Annotated in this window: 19 protein-coding genes and 1 pseudogene; 10 read left to right on the forward strand and 10 right to left on the reverse strand. The window is 36.7% G+C overall.

All coding sequences use genetic code 11. The features are described 5' to 3' along the window. Positions 1–12 precede the first annotated feature (12 nt). Positions 13–291 (reverse strand): hypothetical protein, encoded by a 279-nt coding sequence (locus ACM26V_RS02175; protein WP_416149828.1) that lies wholly within the window; start codon positions 289–291, stop codon positions 13–15. Positions 292–530: 239 nt separating this feature from the next. Between ACM26V_RS02175 and ACM26V_RS02180 the strand changes: the two genes are divergently transcribed. Further along, complete coding sequence (locus tag ACM26V_RS02180; protein ID WP_416149829.1) at positions 531–1907, forward strand: amino acid permease; 1377 nt, start codon at positions 531–533, stop codon at positions 1905–1907. Here ACM26V_RS02180 and ACM26V_RS02185 read toward each other — a convergent pair. The 4 genes from ACM26V_RS02185 to ACM26V_RS02200 form a co-directional block, all read right to left on the reverse strand. Beyond that, a complete protein-coding gene (locus ACM26V_RS02185) occupies positions 1891–2517 on the reverse strand; it encodes a LysE family transporter (RefSeq protein WP_416149830.1) in 627 nt (208 codons plus the stop codon). The genes ACM26V_RS02180 and ACM26V_RS02185 overlap by 17 nt on opposite strands. Positions 2518–3224: 707 nt before the next feature. Continuing rightward, positions 3225–4181 carry an SDR family oxidoreductase gene (locus tag ACM26V_RS02190; protein ID WP_416151771.1) on the reverse strand — a complete coding sequence of 319 codons (957 nt, stop codon included), beginning with the start codon at positions 4179–4181 and terminating at the stop codon, positions 3225–3227. Beyond that, positions 4172–4324 carry an SDR family oxidoreductase gene (locus ACM26V_RS02195; protein WP_416149831.1) on the reverse strand — a complete coding sequence of 51 codons (153 nt, stop codon included), beginning with the start codon at positions 4322–4324 and terminating at the stop codon, positions 4172–4174. Before ACM26V_RS02195 ends, ACM26V_RS02190 begins: the two co-directional genes overlap by 10 nt. A 168-nt stretch (positions 4325–4492) precedes the next feature. Continuing rightward, a complete protein-coding gene (locus ACM26V_RS02200; RefSeq protein WP_416149832.1) occupies positions 4493–5473 on the reverse strand; it encodes a Gfo/Idh/MocA family protein in 981 nt (326 codons plus the stop codon). A gap of 131 nt (positions 5474–5604) precedes the next feature. Here ACM26V_RS02200 and fosB point away from each other — a divergent pair, with 131 nt between their 5' ends. From fosB to ACM26V_RS02220, 4 genes are all read left to right on the forward strand, one after another. Beyond that, a complete protein-coding gene (gene fosB / locus ACM26V_RS02205; RefSeq protein WP_416149833.1) occupies positions 5605–6072 on the forward strand; it encodes a metallothiol transferase FosB in 468 nt (155 codons plus the stop codon). A gap of 102 nt (positions 6073–6174) precedes the next feature. Then, complete coding sequence (locus ACM26V_RS02210; protein WP_416149834.1) at positions 6175–7056, forward strand: AraC family transcriptional regulator; 882 nt, start codon at positions 6175–6177, stop codon at positions 7054–7056. Between the two features lie 259 nt (positions 7057–7315). Next, a complete protein-coding gene (locus ACM26V_RS02215; RefSeq protein WP_416149835.1) occupies positions 7316–8317 on the forward strand; it encodes a C45 family autoproteolytic acyltransferase/hydolase in 1002 nt (333 codons plus the stop codon). Between the two features lie 308 nt (positions 8318–8625). Beyond that, positions 8626–10758: an AAA family ATPase gene (locus ACM26V_RS02220; RefSeq protein ID WP_416149836.1), complete on the forward strand. Its 2133-nt coding sequence runs from the start codon at positions 8626–8628 to the stop codon at positions 10756–10758. A 51-nt stretch (positions 10759–10809) separates the two neighbouring features. On the opposite strand, the gene ACM26V_RS02225 is transcribed toward ACM26V_RS02220, so the two are convergent. Further along, positions 10810–11736 carry a hypothetical protein gene (locus ACM26V_RS02225; protein WP_416149837.1) on the reverse strand — a complete coding sequence of 309 codons (927 nt, stop codon included), beginning with the start codon at positions 11734–11736 and terminating at the stop codon, positions 10810–10812. A 206-nt stretch (positions 11737–11942) separates the two neighbouring features. Between ACM26V_RS02225 and ACM26V_RS02230 the strand changes: the two are divergent. Continuing rightward, positions 11943–12971, forward strand: a pseudogene (locus ACM26V_RS02230) (serine hydrolase domain-containing protein). 89 nt (positions 12972–13060) lie between these two features. After that, positions 13061–13480 carry a DUF1801 domain-containing protein gene (locus ACM26V_RS02235; protein WP_416149838.1) on the forward strand — a complete coding sequence of 140 codons (420 nt, stop codon included), beginning with the start codon at positions 13061–13063 and terminating at the stop codon, positions 13478–13480. Between the two features lie 386 nt (positions 13481–13866). On the opposite strand, the gene ACM26V_RS02240 is transcribed toward ACM26V_RS02235, so the two are convergent. Beyond that, a complete protein-coding gene (locus ACM26V_RS02240; protein ID WP_416149839.1) occupies positions 13867–14775 on the reverse strand; it encodes an SDR family oxidoreductase in 909 nt (302 codons plus the stop codon). A 174-nt stretch (positions 14776–14949) separates the two neighbouring features. Between ACM26V_RS02240 and ACM26V_RS02245 the strand changes: the two genes are divergently transcribed. Continuing rightward, positions 14950–15117, forward strand: a complete 168-nt coding sequence (locus ACM26V_RS02245) for a hypothetical protein (protein ID WP_416149840.1) — start codon at positions 14950–14952, stop codon at positions 15115–15117. Between the two features lie 190 nt (positions 15118–15307). Continuing rightward, complete coding sequence (locus ACM26V_RS02250; protein ID WP_416149841.1) at positions 15308–16165, forward strand: metallophosphoesterase; 858 nt, start codon at positions 15308–15310, stop codon at positions 16163–16165. A gap of 77 nt (positions 16166–16242) precedes the next feature. Here ACM26V_RS02250 and ACM26V_RS02255 read toward each other — a convergent pair whose 3' ends face one another. Then, on the reverse strand, positions 16243–16641 hold the full coding sequence (locus tag ACM26V_RS02255) for a hypothetical protein (RefSeq protein ID WP_416149842.1): 399 nt from the start codon (positions 16639–16641) through the stop codon (positions 16243–16245). 383 nt (positions 16642–17024) lie between these two features. Here ACM26V_RS02255 and ACM26V_RS02260 point away from each other — a divergent pair, with 383 nt between their 5' ends. Beyond that, positions 17025–17765 (forward strand): MerR family transcriptional regulator, encoded by a 741-nt coding sequence (locus ACM26V_RS02260; protein ID WP_416149843.1) that lies wholly within the window; start codon positions 17025–17027, stop codon positions 17763–17765. Between the two features lie 128 nt (positions 17766–17893). Here ACM26V_RS02260 and ACM26V_RS02265 read toward each other — a convergent pair whose 3' ends face one another. Then, positions 17894–19084, reverse strand: a complete 1191-nt coding sequence (locus ACM26V_RS02265) for a M14 family zinc carboxypeptidase (protein WP_416149844.1) — start codon at positions 19082–19084, stop codon at positions 17894–17896. 190 nt (positions 19085–19274) lie between these two features. After that, positions 19275–20756 (reverse strand): amidase family protein, encoded by a 1482-nt coding sequence (locus ACM26V_RS02270; RefSeq protein ID WP_416149845.1) that lies wholly within the window; start codon positions 20754–20756, stop codon positions 19275–19277. Positions 20757–20855: the final 99 nt, after the last annotated feature.

Here is a 20855-nt window from a genome sequence, read left to right on the forward strand (position 1 = left end):
ATTATTATTTTATTAATTTTTGCCAGTTTCCATTTCGATCTTTTTTCCACCTACGGATAAATAAGTGAAAATTTCCAAATCTGGTGTTAGTTTTGTGAGTCCTTGTATATAAGGTGTCACTAATTCCTTGAAATTTTCGGCAACCCCTTCTTCCTCTATTAAGCCATAGATATACATTTTTCTTTCTGTCATTAAAAAAGCAAGATAACCAACAGGTAAATTCTTATCAGTGACAATATTAAGGACTTGAGCGTCTTGTTTATAAAACTCTGGGGAAAAATATAGTTGCAACCGAATCCCTCCGATGCCGGTTTGATATCCTTCTAAAATAAAAGGATTGTAGCCGACAATTGTATTAGTTGTTTTACTTTAAGATGTGATAGATTTGAACAAAAAATTCAAAACTCCTGAAACAATTTTTGTCTCAAGCAGAATTCTAAATTATTTTCTTGTCTCTTGCTTCAGTAGCCCTACATAAACAATTGGTTTTTCTGAAACACTAAGACCATTCGGGGAAGTGAGGGAGAACAATGATTGCTAAATCTAGAGCAAATGAAGAGAAAAAACTTCAATGGTGGCAACTTTCTTTATTAGGTGTTGCGGCGACTATCGGCACAGGTTTTTTCCTTGGTTCAAGTATTGCAATATCGATGGCAGGACCATCAGTTATTATAGCCTATGGAATAGCGGCAATTGGGACTTATTTTGTATATGAGGCTCTTGCGAAGTTATCGATTGATGATCCGCAAGAAGGATCTTTTCGTATTTATGCTAAAAAAGCTTATGGTCGTTGGGCAGGATTTTCTTGTGGCTGGGTTTATTGGCTATCGGAGTTATTAATTATGGGGAGTCAGTTGACGGCACTATCACTATTTTCTCAGTTTTGGTTTCCAGATATCTCATTATGGATATTCGCTTCTGGATATGCAGCGCTAGGAATAATTGTCATTCTTACTGGAGCAAAAGGGTTTGACAGAATTGAAAATCTCTTGGCTGTTTTGAAAGTTGCTGCGATTTTAATGTTTATAATTATTGCAGTCATCGCATTATTTGGTGTATTCGGAGAGCAAGTTGAGCGGGCACCGATTCCTCGTTCATTTAATGCATTCTCGCCAAATGGTTGGACAGGATTAATGCCAGCCTTTATTTTTGGCTTTTATGGATTTGCAGGAATTGAAATTATTGGATTACTTGCAATTCGTCTAAAAAATATGGAGGATGCGATGAAAGCGGGTAAGGTCATGTTTTCTCTGCTTGCAATTATCTATATTGCTTCCCTCTCACTAGCATTGATCTTGCTACCATGGGATGATTTTAAAACTGAAAAAAGTCCTTTTGTGATGTCTTTAGAGAACTATCAGATTCCCTATATGTCGGATATATTTAATAGTGTGTTTATTATTGCAGGTTTTTCAACGATGGTAGCTTCTATGTTTGCAATGATTAGAATTCTCTTGAGCTTAGCAGAAGGATTTGATGCACCTCACTTTTTCTCCAAAAAAGTTTTGAAAGACACTGCGCTGCCTGCTATTGGTGTGACTGCAATAGCAATAAGTGCGACGATTGTCTTGTCTCTGCTAATGCCTGGAAAAATTTATGAGTATATTACGACCGCAGCTGGATTGATGCTCTTATATAATTGGTTTTTTATATTAGGGGCGTACAATCGATTACTTGAGCTGTCTACCTTGGAAAAATTCAAGAGGGCATTAGGATTTCTCATTGTTTTAGTTGCAATAGTAGGTACGGCTTTTCATGAAATTAGTCGTCCCGGTTTTTATGTGAGTTTGCTATTCCTTGTTATCATAGCACTGATTACTTTGATTATGATTTACGTATGGAGTAAAAAGAATGATAAGCCAAATAATTCTGGGCCAGGTTCATTGTTCTCTAAAATAAAACAGTAGCTGCTTGGATAGCAAAATAGACACCGAATCCAATTAATGAAAGACCTGACAAAATAGAGATCCCCATCAGGAGACGATAGCTTAAATATCTTCTTAACGTACTAGCAAAAGCAGCCATCATAACATCCCAAATTATAATCCCAAGAAAAATCGCACTAACGTAAATAATTATTTGTTCTGTTCCGTAGGAATGAACTGTTTTTGCTAAGATAGAACCAAAAATACCTAGCCAAAATAAAATCGTTAGCGGATTAAATAACGCCATAAAAAAACCAGATAAAAATGATTTCGTATGGAGTTCATTTGAAGACCTAGTATCGGATATAGATATTTTCCCGGCTCCATTCAAACTATCGATTCCTGTATAAACTAATACAAAAAAACCAAATAGCCAAAGAAAAGATTGAACAAACGGAATCTCAACGATATGCACGACACCTAAAAACACGAATAGCATATACAAACCATCTGCTATAGTCGCTCCTAGGCCAACTAACCAAGCATGAAAAAATCCGTTTTTTATCCCTCTGTCCAAGATAGCTGCATTAACTGGTCCAATTGGTGCAGCAAGGGAGAGTCCTAATAACAAATAAGTCATAAATATAGCCATTTAACCATCCTCCAATAAGTCTAGAGCAGACAAGCTAGATACTTGTACATTCTATTCAAAGGGGAAGGATGATACGACTAAAAATTAGATATTATGTATTAATCTGCGATTGAAAGAGGGCGTAACTTTAGGATTTATAGGTATTTATGGAGGGGATTTCTCGAGAAGAGAGCATCTTGAGCATGAAGGAAGCAAGGTTTGAGATTAAAGTGCACAAGAGGCTGCATCTTGAGCATGAAGGAAGAAAGATTTGAGATTAAAGTGCACAAGAGAGGTCATCTTGAGCATGAAGGAAGCAAGATTTGAGATTAAAGTGCACAAGAGGCTGCATCTTGTGCATGAAGGAAGAAAGATTTGAGATTAAAGTGCACAAGAGAGGTCATCTTGAGCATGAAGGAAGCAGAATTTGAGATTATATTGCAGAAGAGAGGGTATCTTGAGCGTGAAGGAAGCAGAATTTAAGATTATAATGCACAAGAGAGGTCATCTTCTGCATTGGTCATAACCTAGAGAACATGTTAAAAGAAAAATAAAAAAGAAACTCACTACAAAGTAGGAGTTACTTTTTGAGCAAACATACCAGCTACCGAAGGATCTGCTTCTAAATTTAGTAAATAGAATACAATGATAAACCCGATAATAAGTCCAGCTAATGCACTATATAGAATGATTTTTTTGATGATTTCTCACCTCGTTAAAAATCTTGTTTATCTTACTTTTATCCATTTTGTTTGATCATCTCTATGTTCCCGGTAATAGTTAACCATGGATGACAATGTCTGGTCAAACGAAGGGCATTTGATACCACTATTTAATAAATCATGATTTGCTTGTTGGCAGTCATAAGAAGACAAATACGAAAAGTAACTCATCGCTTCTCGTTGAACGGAGATGTATCTCCTTAAAGGAGGAATTGCCATGCTCTTTTCAGCGAGTCCAATTGGAATTCGTCCTTTTGGCTTTTTATTTAAATACTCTTTCAATAGCATTTCATAAACTTCAAACATGCGAAATGGAGCAGGGTCTGTTAAATGATAAGTCTTTCCACGTCCTTGTGGGAGATGTGCTAAGTAAATGGATGCTTGAATAACGTAATCGACAGGGACAAAGTTACCCTCGGCTTTTCCTTCTCCTAAGTACGGAATCCACGGACTACGATTGAATTTATCAAACATGCGAAGGAAAAAGTAAGGACCATCAAATTTGATCGTTTCACCAGTTATAGAATGCCCCCTTACAATTCCAGGTCGGATAATCGTGGTAGGAATTTCAGAAATGTTATTCTGTACATAAACTTCTGCTTCGTACTTCGATTTTTCATAATAATTTTTAAATGATTGATTCATTTCCAATTCAACTTCATAGATGTTGCCTTCACGAGTTCCAGAAACATAAGCTGTACTAAAGTAAATGTAGCGCTGAATATTGTTTAATTGTTTTACCCAATTAGTTACATGTTTCGTCCCTTTTACATTCACGTTGTCAGCAATTGACTGAGTAACAGATAAATCATAAATGGCTGCTAGATGAAAAACGTGAGTAACATGTTTGATTAAATGATCATTGATGGAGGGAGTTATATTAAGTTGATCTTTGGTGATATCCCCTTTTATAAGTGTAACGTTCTCTGGATTAAGTTGTTCTGTTTCTTGGATCAGAGAGATAACGAGATGTTCGGATTTTTTTTCATTTCAGGTAATGTAAGCAAATAGATGTGATTAATCGAATCGGGTGAGGAAGCAAGTTCCTTAATCAATGCTTGTGCGAGAAAACCAGGATAGCCCGTAAAAAAATAAATATTACCCATCTCCCCCCCCTTAGGAGCGTAATTGTAGTTATTAATTTATGGATCATTTAGATTAGAATCGATTTGTTATTTCAATTGATACAGAAAAATCGAGGGAGGCCTGTATAAAGCCTTCCGCGATTTTTGCTTACAATCAATAAATAGTTAACAATGGATATCTAACCAGTCTCATCTTTGTGATTGGTACAACGCTTCAATCACTTTCATGTTATTGTATGTGCTATCTGCTGAATACATTGGATCGACATTGTTTATTACACATTGAGAAAAATGCTGAACTTGAACGGTAAATTGATTGGCTTCAAAGGATTGGTGATCGAGCGCTTCACCACCAGCATTTTTCAAAATCACTTCACCTTTCCCACCGTTAGGATTTGAATCGGGTCTGAAAGCATAGGGAACTTCAATGCGTCCTTTTGTTCCAATAACTTCATATCTGTTAGTGCCGGATTCTTGGAAACTACAATCAAACACTGCATCGGCATTCGCGAAAGTAAGTATCCCAGAAGTAGAAAGATCGACGTTCGTTTCGTCTAGTTTTCGAGCAGTTGAAAAAACTTTTAGTGGTTCCTCTTCAAGTAAAAAGCGACTAGCATGGACACAGTAACATCCAACATCATAAAGACTTCCCCCACCAAGGTCTCCTTTTAATCGGATATTATCACTTGATAAATCCATAGGATAGGAGAAGTGTGCACGGATTCTTTTTACATCACCGATTGATCCATCTTGCATTAGCTTTTTGACATATTGATGTTGTGGATGGAATTGATACATAAATGCTTCCATCCAAATAACAGAGTTTTGCTTGGCAGCTCCCCCCATTTCAAGGACTTCATCAGAGGTCACGCCCGCAGGTTTCTCAACGAGGACATGTTTTTTATATTTTGCAGCTTCAATGACCCATTTTTTATGCAGGGCATTTGGTAGTGGTATGTAAACGGCATCTACTTCTGGATCTTGTAGAAGCGCTTCATAAGAGTCATAATGCGACTTAGCACCCCATTCAGCTGCGGTTGCCTCGGCCTTACCACTTTCACTAGCTACCGCGACAAGTTCTGCGCTTTCTGCTTCGTGAATAGCTGGAACGATTGCAGTTTTTGCTATTTTTGCACTGCTCAGAACTCCCCAACGAATCTTTTCACTCATTTATAACCTCTCCTTTGTTAGATTTTTCACTTCAACTAAGTAGCTTCTATATTAATTTGGCAAAGTCCTTTAAATATACTAGGGAAGTTTGTCTTACTTTATAAGGGAAATAGATGAGGAGAGGAGATATAATGAAGAAAAGTGAAATAGTCACTAAGAAGATAAGGAGAGATAGCGTGAAAGTAAAAGGACTAAATCATCTATTATTTTCAGTTTCTGATTTAGAAAAATCGATTTCATTTTATGAACAAGTTTTTGAAGCAAAATTGTTAGTGAAAGGTAGTCGGACGGCTTATTTTGATTTGAATGGGATATGGCTGGCTCTAAATGTAGAAATAGATATTCCGAGAAATGAGATCCATCATTCATATACTCACATGGCATTTACTATTGATGACTCAGATTTTGAAGAGATTTATAAGAGGTTACAAGCATTAAATGTGACAATTCTTCCTGGTCGGTCGAGAGATGAAAAAGATAAAAAATCGATCTATTTTATTGATCCTGATGGACACAAATTTGAATTTCACACTGGCAGTTTAGAAGATAGATTGGCTTACTATAAACAAGATAAAGAATTTATGACATTTTATGATTAAATTCAATTGAAGTCCTTTACGATCCAAAAATCATACAGAAGTGAGCAAATAATGTCAGGAAATTAGGTAACTAATTTGATATCTTATAAATGAGGGAGGGAAATGATGGAAGTGCTGCAAAGACTATCTGAAACGATTGATTATATGGAAGAGCATTTATTAGAAGATATTCATACGGAAGATCTTGCCCGTATTTGTTTTTGTTCAAATTTCCACTACCAACGACTTTTTCAAATTTTGACGGGTGTTACAGTAAGCTCCTATATTAGAAATCGAAGGCTCACATTAGCTGCTCAAGATCTAGTAAATTCAAATAGTAAAGTAATTGACCTGTCGCTAAAATACGGATACGAATCTCCTGAATCGTTTTCTAGAGCTTTTCGCGCACTTCATGGAATTAGCCCCTCTAAAGCGAAAAAAGAAGGGAGGAAAATGAAAGCTTATCCAAGAATATCCTTTCAAATTCAAATAAAAGGAGTTGCAGACATGGAATATAAAATTATAAAAAAAGATGCTTTTCCGATTGTTGGCATAGAAAAACGAGTGTCGACAGAAAATGGCGAGAATAAAATGAAAATCCCACAATTTTGGAGTGATAGTCATAAAAATGGAGAAGTGAAGAAACTAGAATCGATGATAGGAAATGACAGTTTAGGTGTTTTAGGTGTTTGCATGGATTTTGATGAAGAGCTAAAAACGTTTAGTTATGTGATTGCTGTTGAAAAGAAAACGGATGACATTCCTAAAGGATGTGTGGTGAAAGAAATTCCAGCATCTACATGGGCAGTATTTGAATCTGTAGGTGCCCTTCCAAAGTCAATTCAAGAGACGTGGGGAAGAATATTTTCAGAGTGGTTTCCAGCAACAGGCTATGAACATGCCCATGCACCCGAACTAGAAGTGTATCCGTTAGATGATGATCAAACTGATTCAGATAACTATGTATGTCAAGTTTGGGTTCCAATTATGGATAAGTCGAACTAAAAGAACACAGAGGAATCTAGTTTTAAAAGGCTGTTTTCGTAAAGATTTGATTGTTGCTAATTATACAAAAAGGATTTATTTTTTTGGTATCATTAAAAATCCGACATAGGCATAGAGACTTCCTTCCCTAATACAAGGAAAAAGGGTTTATTAACTTAACAAAATTTATAGTATATTAAATCCCATTATATGGGTTGATTATAGCGAACGTATGTACTATTTTACTGATAATGATGGGAAATTTAGGAGGAGGGATTTAATGTATCATCCTCGTTTAAGAGGTAATTATTATGCTGTTGGTAAACATTATGGAAGCATTCTTTATAAAAACGGTTTTCGCTTCCCTGATGTGTCAAAAGAAAAATTAGAATTCGGTAAAGAGAGTCTTCCATATCTGCAAAATTTTTATCCTGAAATTATTGATGAAATGATAGGTTTTGCAGATGCTTGTAACGTCTCTTGTGAACAAGTAAGTTCATTCTTATTAAGCATAGGAATCTTTGATATTAATGCTCAATGTAGTATATTTGCTTCATTTCAAAATGATGAAATGATTATAGGAAGAAACTATGATATGTTGTTGAGTGTAAAGAAATTTACCGAAAGCTCGTTAATTTGTATGGAAAACAAATTACGCTTTGTAGGTCATTCAGATGTATTCATCGGTAAAGTTGATGGGTTGAATGAAAAAGGATTATTCATTGGTATGACTCTTGTTCCTAGTGAAGAAACAAGACCTGGTATAAACTTCTATTTCGCTATTAGATATATATTGGAACATTGTCAAATTGTAAACGAGGCAATTGAAGTGTTACGTGGTTTCCACACTTCACTCAGTAATAATTATTTAGTTGCTGATAAAAATGGTGATATGGCAGTTATTGAAGTAGGACCAAATCACTTTCGAGTACGAACACCGAATGAAGATGAATCTTATATTGTTTGTACAAATCATTTTGTTCATCAAACCTCACAACCCAATGCAACCTGGAGTAGAACTGCGGAACGAAATTATACTATGATAAACCATTTAACAAGAAAAGAAAATATGAGAGAGGAAAAAGCTAAAAATATTATGTCTGACAGTAATGGCTATGTTTGTTTAAATTTAAAAGAGCATAACTTTGGAACGCTCTATTCCCTTGTTTTAAATTTGAATAAATTAGACATTTTAAGGGCTGAAGGCCAGCCAAATCGTACAAAATACAAGCAAGACAATAGATTGAATGACGAAATTAGGAGAAGTAATAAAAAGCGTTAACGTTAAAGACTGCAAAAAAAAAAAGAGAATTTGGTCAAAATAGTAACAATCTATATGAAAACAGCCTTTTAAAAAAATACCATCAAAAATCAGACAAAGAAATCCTTTGTCTGATTTTTGATGGTGGAATGAATATAGTAATTTGTTGTGACGGGGGATAAAGAAATGTAAGAAAAATAATCTTTCATTCTGAGCATAATACTTGAAAGTCAAAATAGGTCAAACTATAATGAGGTTAAGTTAGTCAAAGATAGTCAAATTTGATTAAAACAATTAACCCACCATTATATCAAGGAGGTCATGTACAAATGAATTGCCAACATTGCCAAGAAAGAAAAGCGACAATCAATTTAAATGTTCTATTTAACAACAGTAAGCGTCAGGTTCAATTGTGTCACCCGTGCTTTGAAGAATTACAAGCTGAAAACAAAATGCCTTCTGGTTTAGATGAGAATGGATTTTCAGGGGTACCAATAAACGAATTCTTTAATCAATTTAACTCTTCAGATATGAACGTGGATAATAAAGGTAAAAACACAGATCAAGCAAAGCAAAGTGGTGGAAAGCAAGGCTTATTAGACCAACTAGCGCAAAATGTTACGCAAGCAGCGAAAACTGGTTTAGTCGATCCGGTAATTGGCCGTAATGATGAGGTCGAGCGTGTCATTGAGATATTGAACCGCCGTAACAAAAACAATCCAGTTCTCATAGGGGAACCAGGTGTAGGTAAAACGGCGATTGTTGAAGGGCTTGCTCTTAAGATTAGCGAAGGAGATGTACCTTCCAAACTGTTAAATAAACAAGTTTACTTACTGGATGTCGCCTCACTTGTTGCAAATACAGGTGTACGAGGTCAATTCGAAGAACGAATGAAGCAACTCATTGCAGAATTACAGCAACGAAAGAACGTTATTCTGTTCATCGATGAAATCCATCAAGTAGTTGGAGCAGGATCAGCTGAGGGGTCGATGGATGCAGGAAACATCTTAAAGCCAGCACTCGCTCGAGGTGAGCTGCAAGTAATCGGTGCAACGACTTTAAAAGAATACCGCTCGATTGAAAAGGATGCAGCATTAGAAAGACGTTTTCAGCCGATTATTGTTCATGAACCAGCAGAAGGTGAAGCGATTGAAATTCTAAAAGGAATTCAAGATAAATATGAGACGTTTCATGAAGTAACGTATACAGAAGAAGCGATTAACGCTTGTGTCACGTTATCAAACCGTTATATTCAAGATCGATTTTTACCAGACAAGGCAATCGACTTGCTAGATGAAGCAGGATCAAAACTTAATTTAAAAGCGAACATGGCGAGTGATTCAGAAATCGAAGAGCGTTTAGCTACGATCGCAGATGAAAAAGTGAAAGTATTAGAAGAAGAAAATTATGAGGAAGCAGCGAAACTTCGAGATGAAGAAGAGAAGCTTGAAAAGCAGATGGAAACAAAAAATCACCAAACGGTTGTAGTTGATGTCGAGCATATCCAAGCGATTATTGAGAAGAAAACAGGAATTCCCGTTGGAAAACTACAAGAAAATGAAGCGTCAAAAATGAAGAATCTTTCCGAGAATCTTGCCGGGAAAGTCATCGGTCAAGCGGATGCGGTCGAGAAAGTTGCCAAAGCTGTCCGACGCTCCCGTGCAGGATTGAAACCTAAGCATCGACCAATTGGCTCCTTTTTGTTTGTTGGACCGACGGGTGTTGGTAAAACAGAACTGACAAAAACATTAGCAGAAGAAATGTTTGGCTCGAAAGACTCAATGATTCGTCTTGATATGAGTGAGTACATGGAAAGGCACGCCGTATCGAAATTAATTGGTTCCCCACCTGGTTATGTCGGACATGAAGAAGCGGGACAATTAACTGAGAAAGTTCGTCACAATCCTTACTCGATTATTCTTCTTGATGAAATCGAAAAAGCACATCCAGATGTACAGCATATGTTCTTGCAGATTATGGAGGATGGTCGTCTTACAGATAGCCAGGGGCGAACGGTGAGCTTTAAAGATACCGTGGTCATTATGACGAGTAATGCCGGAGTGGGTTCGAAACAACCGACAGTAGGGTTTACGAGTGATGCAGTGAGGCAAACGTCGATTATGGATTCGTTGTCCTCTTACTTTAAACCAGAATTTCTTAATCGTTTCGATGCGATCATTGAGTTCAATCACTTGGAAAAAGAAAACCTTATCGAAATTGTTGATTTGATGCTTGAAGATTTGCAGGAAACGTTAACAGAAAAAACAATGACAATTACCGTTTCACAAGACGCAAAAGAAAAGTTAGCAGAGCTAGGATACCATCAAGCATTTGGTGCTCGACCATTACGACGAGCAATTTCTGAACAACTAGAGGATCGTATTACTGATTTAATTCTCGATCAAGAAGGGGTCAAACAAATAAATGTCGTCGTTGAAAACGAAGAGATAACATTGAAATAAACTCTAAACTCCCGCTATTTGGTTCATACCCAAGGAGCGGGAGTTTTAGTTTTAAATATGAGCATTTTCAAGCCTACCGAAATTATTTAGTATTTTTAAATTGTGAACAGTTAAACAGCCCTTCCAGTCTTGCTCTGCTTGTTTCCAAACCTCATCATATTGTCCAAACCAAGACCAAGTAGGATTCCAAGAGCCTTCTACACTCAGCGTACTGATTTCATAATCAAGGTTTAGTTGGACTTCCTTTTCTAGTAGACTGATAAAGTGTGATTGAGGTGAAGAAGCTATTTGTAAAGGTTTAGCGCCGTATCCTCCCCATTTTTCGGGATCAAGTAACGTGATATCTCGAACGGACAATATTAATTTTTCATAAATACTCTCTTTATTTGGGCTTGGAATCATTTCCAATAAACGTTGGTAACAAAAGAAATCATGAATCTCCATAGCGGTTGGAAGCTGATTCAGCTCATTTAATGCTACGTCGGTTACCATTTCCAAAAAAGCAGGAGGTACAAGGTCGCTGTATTCGTGGAGATACCCTACAATCTCAGCACTGGGATTTGCAAATGGGGTCTGACCACCTTCAACTTTTGCAACATCGTAATTCCACCATGGTGCACGAGGAACATCATTCACTGCCTTTGGTACTCCTATCCACTTTAATTGTTTCTCATTAAATGATTCTAATAAGTAACGAATCGCTCTTTGGACAGTTTGATGATTACTGGTTAGATTTAATTCGCGTGCATATTGCAAGCCTATTGTCGTTGCCATCGGGGAAGAAATAGCTAGTCTAAAGTCTGGTTCAATTGATTTTCCGAAACCTCCATCACCATTTTGAAAATTTTCTAGTTCTTCAATAACATCAGCAACACTTTCGTTTTCAAAGTAGTACTTAAATAGCTTTTGATCTAAAGGACGAGCTTGCGAATTGATGAATGTCTTTGCTTTAATAAAATTTTCAGATGATAATTTCATAAGATAAGCCACCTCCTTTTGTACAAATAATCAGCAGTTTCTTAAATTATAGGATATTATGTAAATATATACAATTAATTCGTGATAATCAATTATATACATTGTAAGAAAAGTGATTTGATGGTAAATTTATACATGAGTCCCGGAACCGACAATATGCTGACCTGCCGTAATGTCATAATTTAACTTGAAAAGAGGCTGTCTTCATGTCGAACGCAACAATGAATGAATCATTTAGGAATTTATGTAAAAAGATCGAATTCTCAGGTACGATCAAGCTAACTAAGGGGAAGAATGATTTGCATCTGGCTTATGGTTATGCAGATCGATCGAATCAACTAAGAAATGATCTCGATACAAGATTTGGGATTGCATCAGGATGTAAATTATATACAGCGATTGCTATTTGTCAATTAGTCGAGGCTGGTAAATTATCATTCCAAACTAGTATGAGAGAGTGTTTAGACGATGATTTTCCGCATGTAAGTAAAGAAGTAACTGTCCATCACCTGTTAACTCATTCATCAGGTGTTGCGGATTATTTTGATGAAGAAGTGATGGATGATTTTGAGGATTTGTGGATAGAATTTCCTATGTATACACTTAGAAATTTAAAGGATTTCCTACCACTTTTTCAGCAGGAAAAAGTAGTGTTTGAGCCAGGAGAGAGGTTTCATTATAACAATGCTGGCTATATATTACTTGGCTTAATTGTCGAGAAGATATCAGGGATACCTTTCTCGGAGTACGTTGAAAGTAATATTTTTGCTAAAGCGGAAATGACAAAATCAGGGTATTTCATGTTAGATCGACTACCAGAAAATACAGCTTATGGTTATATCGATAATGAGAACGATGGCAACTGGAGAACGAACATTTACTCGATTCCGATTAAAGGTGGGGCAGATGGTGGTGCTTTTACTACTGCTGGTGATATGTCGAAGTGCTGGCGAGCACTGTTAAATAATAAACTTTTGAGTTAAGAATATACGCAAAAGTTGTTCACTCCCTATATGAATGAGGTGGATGATCCTGATGAATGTTATGGGTATGGAATTTGGATTTCTAAAAGAAACGGAGAAATTTATAAATACCATGTTATGGGTTATGATCCAGGCGTTAGTTTCCACTCGGCTGTCTATCCTAAAAAAGAAGTGACACTCACTGTATTGTCAAATAAAGAATCAGGTCCATTTGACGTGATGTCTCTTGTAGAAAAAAAGCTAATAGAATAACTATTTCTCTTAAAAACCTAAGTTTTTTTACTTGGGTTTTTAAGGTATTATATATTTATAGTGTTTTATCAAGCAAAGGAGAATGTAACGTGTATGAATTAAAAACAAAAGAAACAGAAAATAGTGTTATCGAGTTTATTGAAGCGGTAGATAGCGTGAAGAAGCGGGAAGACGCGTACAAATTGTTAGATATTTTCACGGAAGTGACAGGATATAAGGCGAAAATGTGGGGGGCATCAATCATTGGATTTGGATCATACCATTATAAATATGCTTCTGGGCATGAAGGAGACGCACCTCTTGTAGGCTTTTCACCACGTAAAGCGAAAATCAGCTTGTATTTTGCGACGGGTGATGATCAACGAGGGCACTTATTAGAGAAGTTCGGAAAACACACGTCTGGAAAAGCCTGTGTGTATATTAACAAAGTAGCGGATATCGATGTCGATGTATTAAAGGAATTAATCGATCAATCGGTCTATTTTTTACAACGGACATATCCGGAATAAGCAGTAAACATTAATAAGCTTAGAGACAACTTTCTCTAAGCTTTTTCGATTGTTCAAATCAGTATTAAAAACCCTATTAGAAAAGTTCGGTTTTAGATTGAATAGCAGATGCATATTAATTAATACAACGTGAAGAAATAGAGATTGACACCATGAGGGAGGAAGTTCCGATTGAGCAAATGGAAAAAGTGGCTAATCCTTGCAGTGGTGATGCTATTATTCTTTAGTCTATTGTTCATTTGTATATTGAATTGGTGGACGGCGTTCTTGGAATCGATCAATCGATTTTAGTCAAGCAATTTAAAAAGGCACAGCTTTACGAATGCTAAAGGTAAAGTTGTACCTTTTTACGTCTCCAGCGTATCTACCATCCGCGGCATGATCTATTAAGAAGCAGTTGTTTCGCCTCCGTTAATATGAAAGGTTTGACCAGTGACAAAACGTGAATCGTCAGAAGCTAAGAAAACCCAAGTCGGCGACAATTCAAACGGTTGAGCCATCCGCTGCATTGGATTAAAGGAACCAAAGACACTAACCATATCTGACGAGAAGCTTGAAGGAATAAGTGGTGTCCACACTCTCCCAGGAGCAACCGCGTTAACTCGAATGCCTTGATCGACAACACTGTTCGCAAGCGCTCTTGTAAATCCAATATTTGCAGCTTTTGTTGCTGTGTAATCAATAAGTTGTTTTTCACCAGCAAACGCTACGACAGAAGCTGTATTAATAATTGAACTACCAGGTTTTAAGTAAGGTAGTGCAGCTTTTGAAATATAAAAATGCGAGTAAATATTAACTTTGAATGTGTCGTCAAATTGCTCGTCAGTAATATCTAATAAACTTAATTGTTGAAACTGAATGCCAACATGGTTACATAGAATATCTAGCTTACCAAAAACATCGATTGTATTTTTGACAATTCCTTTGCAAACACTTTTGTCACGTAAATCTCCAGGCAAGAGAATACAACGACGGCCTAATTGCTCTACTCTCGTTTTTGTCCGTTGGGCATCTTCGTGTTCATCTAGATATGAGATCGCGACATCTGCACCTTCTTTAGCATATATAATCGCAATAGCTGCCCCCATTCCACTATCTCCACCGGTAATGAGGGCAACTTTATTTAATAGTTTTCCGCTTCCTTTGTACTGGGGATTTTCTACAATCGGTTTCGGAACCATGTATCGTTCAAACCCTGGTTGTCTAAGCTGACGTTGTGCTGGTGCACTAATCGGTATATCTTCATATTGAGTGACTTTTCCGTAATATGGATACATCGGATATCCTTGGTGCATGATATTGCCTCCTATGTCATCTTGGTGTGATGAAAAATATCTATTTCTCAACACTTTATGAAAACTAGGCGGATGCTGTGCATTGTTTAAGAAAAAAATGAAATAAGGTTAAGAGACTTGCTCTACTTTTCATATCACGAATAACCTAAATAGACATGAAAGGAGGTTATCATCTTGCAATATGAAGACTCTGAACAATATTTGCTTGAGATAAATGAATCTGATGAGAAAGTGCAAGTGTTTTATGCAAATGATCCCCAACCATTTCTGTTACCGAAAATAGGTCCTAGACCACCATGTTATACAAACCAGCGGTTCGGAAAATATTATCCTATCTTATAACGATTGTATAAGACCTGATCAAATAGGTATTCTTCGACTCTTTTCCAAATTGTGATTAAGGGAAGGAGTCTTTTTAATTATTCTTAAGAAATATATGGTAATGTTAGTAGAACAGGAACTTATCACTTGGATGACAATAGCTTTGAATTATGAGAGTCATTCCACGATTAAATGATAGGACGTGAAAGAGATGAACCCTTTTCTTAAAAAACTAGGAATTATTTTTATAGTAATAGGTGCTACAATATTATTCTCTTACTATCAGAATAACTTTTTAACGACAACAAGCATTGATGTAATATCAAATGATATACCTGATGAGTTCGATGGATATAAAATCGTTCAATTATCTGATTTACATAGTAAATGGTTTGGATCAAACCAAGAAAATCTTGTTGAACGCGTTAAGAAAGAAAACCCTGATCTTATTGTGTTTACTGGAGATTTAATCGATGAAAAAAGCAGAGATGTTAAACCCGGTCTTGTGTTGATGGAACATGTTACATCGATTGCCCCTACATATTATGTGACAGGAAATCATGAGTGGTGGGCAAATCAAACGGAATCGATAGAAGAAGAGCTGACGAATTTAGGTGTACGTGTGTTAAGAAACGATAAAGAGGAAATTGAACGGAATGGGGAGTCTCTTACATTGCTTGGTATAGACGATCCAGCTGAATTTGAAGGTGGATACGTAGAAGAATCCAGCATTATCTCTTCGATCGAGCAAGCACTAGATGACAAAGACCATACAGATCATTTCACAATTTTGTTATCTCATAGACCAGAAATGTTTTCTATTTATCAAGACTTCGAATTGGATCTAACTTTCTCAGGACACGCACATGGTGGACAATTTAGGATCCCTTTTGTTGGAGGAATAGTTGCTCCGGGACAAGGCTGGTTTCCCAAATATACAGCAGGGAAATATGATGAAAAAGGATCAACGTTGATTGTGAACAGAGGATTAGGAAACAGCATTATCCCTCAGCGGATATTTAATCGACCAGAGGTGACAAGTGTTACTTTGCGAAAAATAGAAGAATGATGATAATATCGCACCAAGAGGTTATTTCAATGTATGAAATAACCTCTTGGTGTCAATTCGATAGGGAATAAATATCATTATTTCGCTCGTTTAAGATGGTATATCTTTTCATCGTGTTCCATTGATTTGTGGTAGAGGTACTCCATCCCATCTTCTAATTTCGTCACTTGCTTTTTTAGCTGTTTAATATCTACTTTCACTTCTGCCATATCTGTTTTTAATACAGAGACATCCTCTTTCAAACTAGAGACATCTTCTTTCAAACTAGAGACATCTTCTTTCAAACTAGAGACATCCTCTTTCAAACTAGAGACATCCTCTTTCAAACTAGAGACATCTTCTTTTAAACTAGAGACATCTTCTTTCAAACCAGAGACATCTTTTTTTAGGCCTCCAACATCTTCTTTCACTCCTGATAAATCGATACTAAGTTCTTTTATTGCTAGCATCATTTGTTGAAATTGATCGTTTGTCATTTATTTCACCTCACTTTTATTAGGATTATATTTATAGCTCTTGTTTGGTGTAGGTTGGCATGTATCGCTTTTCATTGTGCTTTAACATAGCCAATTATAAAATGAATTTAATCTATGGACAAGAGGCAAAAGGACTTGCCTGTCTTATGAAAAAAGTTTATGTAAGATTAATGATCAAATATAATTATAGCACGTATGTTCGTTATTTAGGTGCTCAAAGCAAAGAAAGGTATGTCTAACCTATGACAAGTTTAAAGTAGTTTGTAGTTTAACGGTTTCTAAGGTGTCGAATTCTTTGAGAAAATCTACAATTTACCGAAAAATGAGTGTTGACTCTCACGTAACGTGATACTTTATAGTTAATGGTGAAGGGAGGGAACAAGATGAAAGTAAAAGAAGTAGCGGATCTTGTAGGGATCAGTGTGCGCACACTGCATCATTATGATGAGATCGGTTTACTTGTCCCTGAAGAAACCACGTTATCTGGATACAGAATGTACTCTAAAGAAAATTTAGAGAGGCTGCAGCAAATTTTGTTTTTCAGAGAGCTTGGATTCCCTTTGAAAAAAATTAAGAAGATCCTCGAAAGTCCAACATTTGATCGGTTAGAGGCGCTTGTTTTGCAAAGGGAAATGTTGAAAAACAAACGAGAGAAGCTGGATCAGATGATGGAGACAATTGATCAAACGATTCGGTATCAGAAAGGAGAAATGACGATGACGAATGAAGAGAAATTTAAAGGGTTTGATTTTAGTAATAACCCATATGAGCAAGAAGCTAGAGAAAGATGGGGGGATGAAACGGTCGACAAATATAATAAAAAAATGAATCAGATGTCGTCTCTCAAACAAGAAGAGTTGCAAGATCAATGTAATGCTATATATAGGAAACTAGCGCTTATTAGAGAGTACTCTCCAGGTTCAAATGAAGCTCAAGCACTTATTGGTGAGTGGTTTCATTTGATAAATACTTTTGGTAACTACTCTCTTGATGCATTCAAAGGATTAGGTCAGATGTACGTGGCAGATCAACGGTTCACGGATAATATTGATCAATACGGCGAGGGTTTAGCAGTGTTTATGTCTGAAGCTATGACAATTTATGCGGACGATCAAAAATCTTAACAAATAGAAAAGACATTAGGAAAGGCTGTGTACACTTGTGTACGCAGCCTTATTAATCGAATTACCTAAAATGAAAAGATATTCTGATGAGAAAATTGCTAGTTGATCAGAAGGATATTACGAAAAAATCACATATATAAACTGGCTAGAAAAATACCGAGATTCTCTTCGTATATTTCATCAAATTGTTCAATCGGTAAAGGATTTACACCACTTCCTAACTCAATTGTAAATCCTGGTCGCTGCCATTCTTGGATAAACCAATCTTTGTACCCTGCATAACTTTCTACATACTGGATAGGTTCATACCCACTTACACGAGAAAATTCATTGACGATCGTTTCTGCCTCTGGTGGTTCTAGTCCTTGGTATCCCCAATAAATCACTTTTCCTTGCGTATGATAGGCAAGGGCTCGATCAAAATCAGACTCTGTCGTTAAATCTGCCATAGCAATTGACTCCGGTTCTGTTAATGGCGCCTCTCCTGGATAGTCGCGTGGACCTGGTTGTTCTGGCTTTACTTCAGCTTCCTGTTCCCAAAGAGCAGGATACTGATTGTTTAAATCAACTCCGCGAATATTAGCTTTCCATCCAGAAAAATCTAGATTTCCGTTATTGAGGGCTAAAACACTGCTGCGATAAGGTTCTTCATTAGGTGGACCTTCAATAACAAGATCTACACCATCAGGATTAACCATGGGAACAATCGATAAGAATACAGATTCATAAAGAGGGAACACATCAAGTCCTCTAATGTCGCCCATATTAGTCAGAGCTAATAAATACTGGTTTAAAGTTTGCATTAAAATAGGTGTTGTAATCCATTCGTGAGCATGAAAAGATCCGTTCATGTGTACGCGTTTGTCTCCTCGACCAAGCTGAAGTTCTACAAGGTCCTTACCCATAACAGATTGACCAATTAAACGTGATCTTAAAAACGGATAAATTTCCTGAAGTTGACGAATATCTGCCATCATTGCAGCATAAGTATAATCTCTTCTTCCTTGAACGATTGGACTCTCAACTCTAACAGGAACATTAATTCTCTGTCCGACTTGAAGGCCAAGTGGGTCAATCGTTGTATTCAATAAATAAAGAGCGTCAATATTAAACCCGAACTGTGCTGAAATACGCCATAGTGAATCTCCAGGTTGTATCGTGTAAAAACTGACATAAAAGCCTGGTATCAAAATTTGTTGGCCAATCTGTATAGTAGTAGGATTTACATTTGGATTGGCATCTGTAATTAATTGTAAGGGTACATTGAAAAGTTGACTATAATACCAGAAGTTATCGCCTTGACGTACGCTAATCTGCATAATTACAATCTCCTTTACCACTTGATAATTTACGATTGCCACTTTAAAATGATTTATTTAGCTAAAATACAGAGAAATCTATATAAATATATGATCAAAAGGTTAAATATATTATTCGAAACTTAACGATTGATCAGTATATGTCATCATTGCTAAAAGAAAAGGCACGAAGCTTTACGCTTCATGCCTTTTAAGAAGATCCTACATTATGTTGTGGGGGAATCCTGTGAAGTGTTGCTTGTTCAAAAGCATAAGCAAATTTTATCAGTGTTGGTTCAGAGTATGCTGATCCCGTGAAAGTAATGCCAACAGGTTCTCCTTTAGATGTGTAGCCGGCAGGAACTGTGATGGAAGGGTAACCTGCTTTAGCAGGAATAAATGCGCCGAAATTATTCGGATAGACAAGCGCATCTAATTGATGTTTTTGTAAAGCAGCGTCTATCCCCATTTCTTTTGACTGAACATGATCAAAGGAAAGGGCAGCTAAATATTCAGGTTCCGTTAATGTACCACTCGTTTTCTCCGCTCTTTCTAACACCATTTGCCCATATTTGAGTCTTGCTTGTGGATCTAATTGATTAATTTTTATTACATCTTTTAAAGTATTTGGAGAAGAATTATCAGTATAGTCATTCAAATATGTATTTAATGCTACTTTGAACTCATGTACCATCACATCAACTGTCCAAGGTGATTGCTGTGTTGGTATGACAACTGGATCAATAACTTCTGCACCTATTTTTTTCAAATGATTGATGGCTTCTTCCATGACATTCACTTGTTCAGATGACATTTGATCAAAGATACCTTCACGTACAATACCAACTCGCTTGTTTTCCAAGCCATTTATGTCCAAAAAAGATGTGAAATCAAGTTCATCTAGTGGATTTGTTTTTGTTATTGGGTCAAATTCATCAATGCTAACAAGTGTATTTAAGAATATAGCAGCATCTTTAACGGTGCGAGCGATTGGACCGGCAGTATCTTGAGTGATAGAAATTGGAATAATCCCAGTTCGGCTTAGGAGACCAACAGTCGGTTTTATCCCCACTAAAGAGTGTTGGCTAGCTGGGCTTAATATCGACCCAGATGTTTCGGTTCCGATCGAAAGCATTGCAAAATTTGCTGCTATTGCAGCAGCCGATCCAGTGCTTGATCCACCAACATCGAATGTTTTTCCATAAGGATTGACTACTTGACCACCTCTTGAGCTAAAGCCAGCTGGCATACCATCTGTCATGAAGTTAGCCCATTCTGTCATATTTGTTTTGCCTAGAATAACAGCACCTGCTTCACGAAGTTGTTTCACTAGAAAGGCATCTTCAAGAGCATAAGAATCTTTCATTGCTAACGAACCAGCACTCGTATGCATTTTATCAGCAGTAGCGAGATTATCTTTGATAAGTACAGGAATTCCGTGCAATGGGCCTCGTAAACCTATATCGTTTTTTTCGTATTCTAAAGCATCAGCGATTTGTAACGCATCGGGATTAATTTCCAATACTGCATGAAGACCGTTTGAGCCATGGTCAAATGCAGCAATTCGCTCAATATACAGCCATACAAGGTCTTTTACTGATAACGTGCCTTGTTTAAAAAACTCATGGACTTTTTCAAGAGTAAGTTCATCTAAATAATCATCATTAAATGTTTGCAAACGTGGGTTTAGCATCGTATGAATCCTCCTCATTCTGGTCAAATAAGTATAGTGTAGTTAAGTCTACTGAGATTTTCGAATTATTATCGACAAGAGTATAGTGTACGCTTCCAA

Source organism: Salipaludibacillus sp. HK11, assembly GCF_047795645.1.
GTDB lineage: Bacteria > Bacillota > Bacilli > Bacillales > Salisediminibacteriaceae > Salipaludibacillus.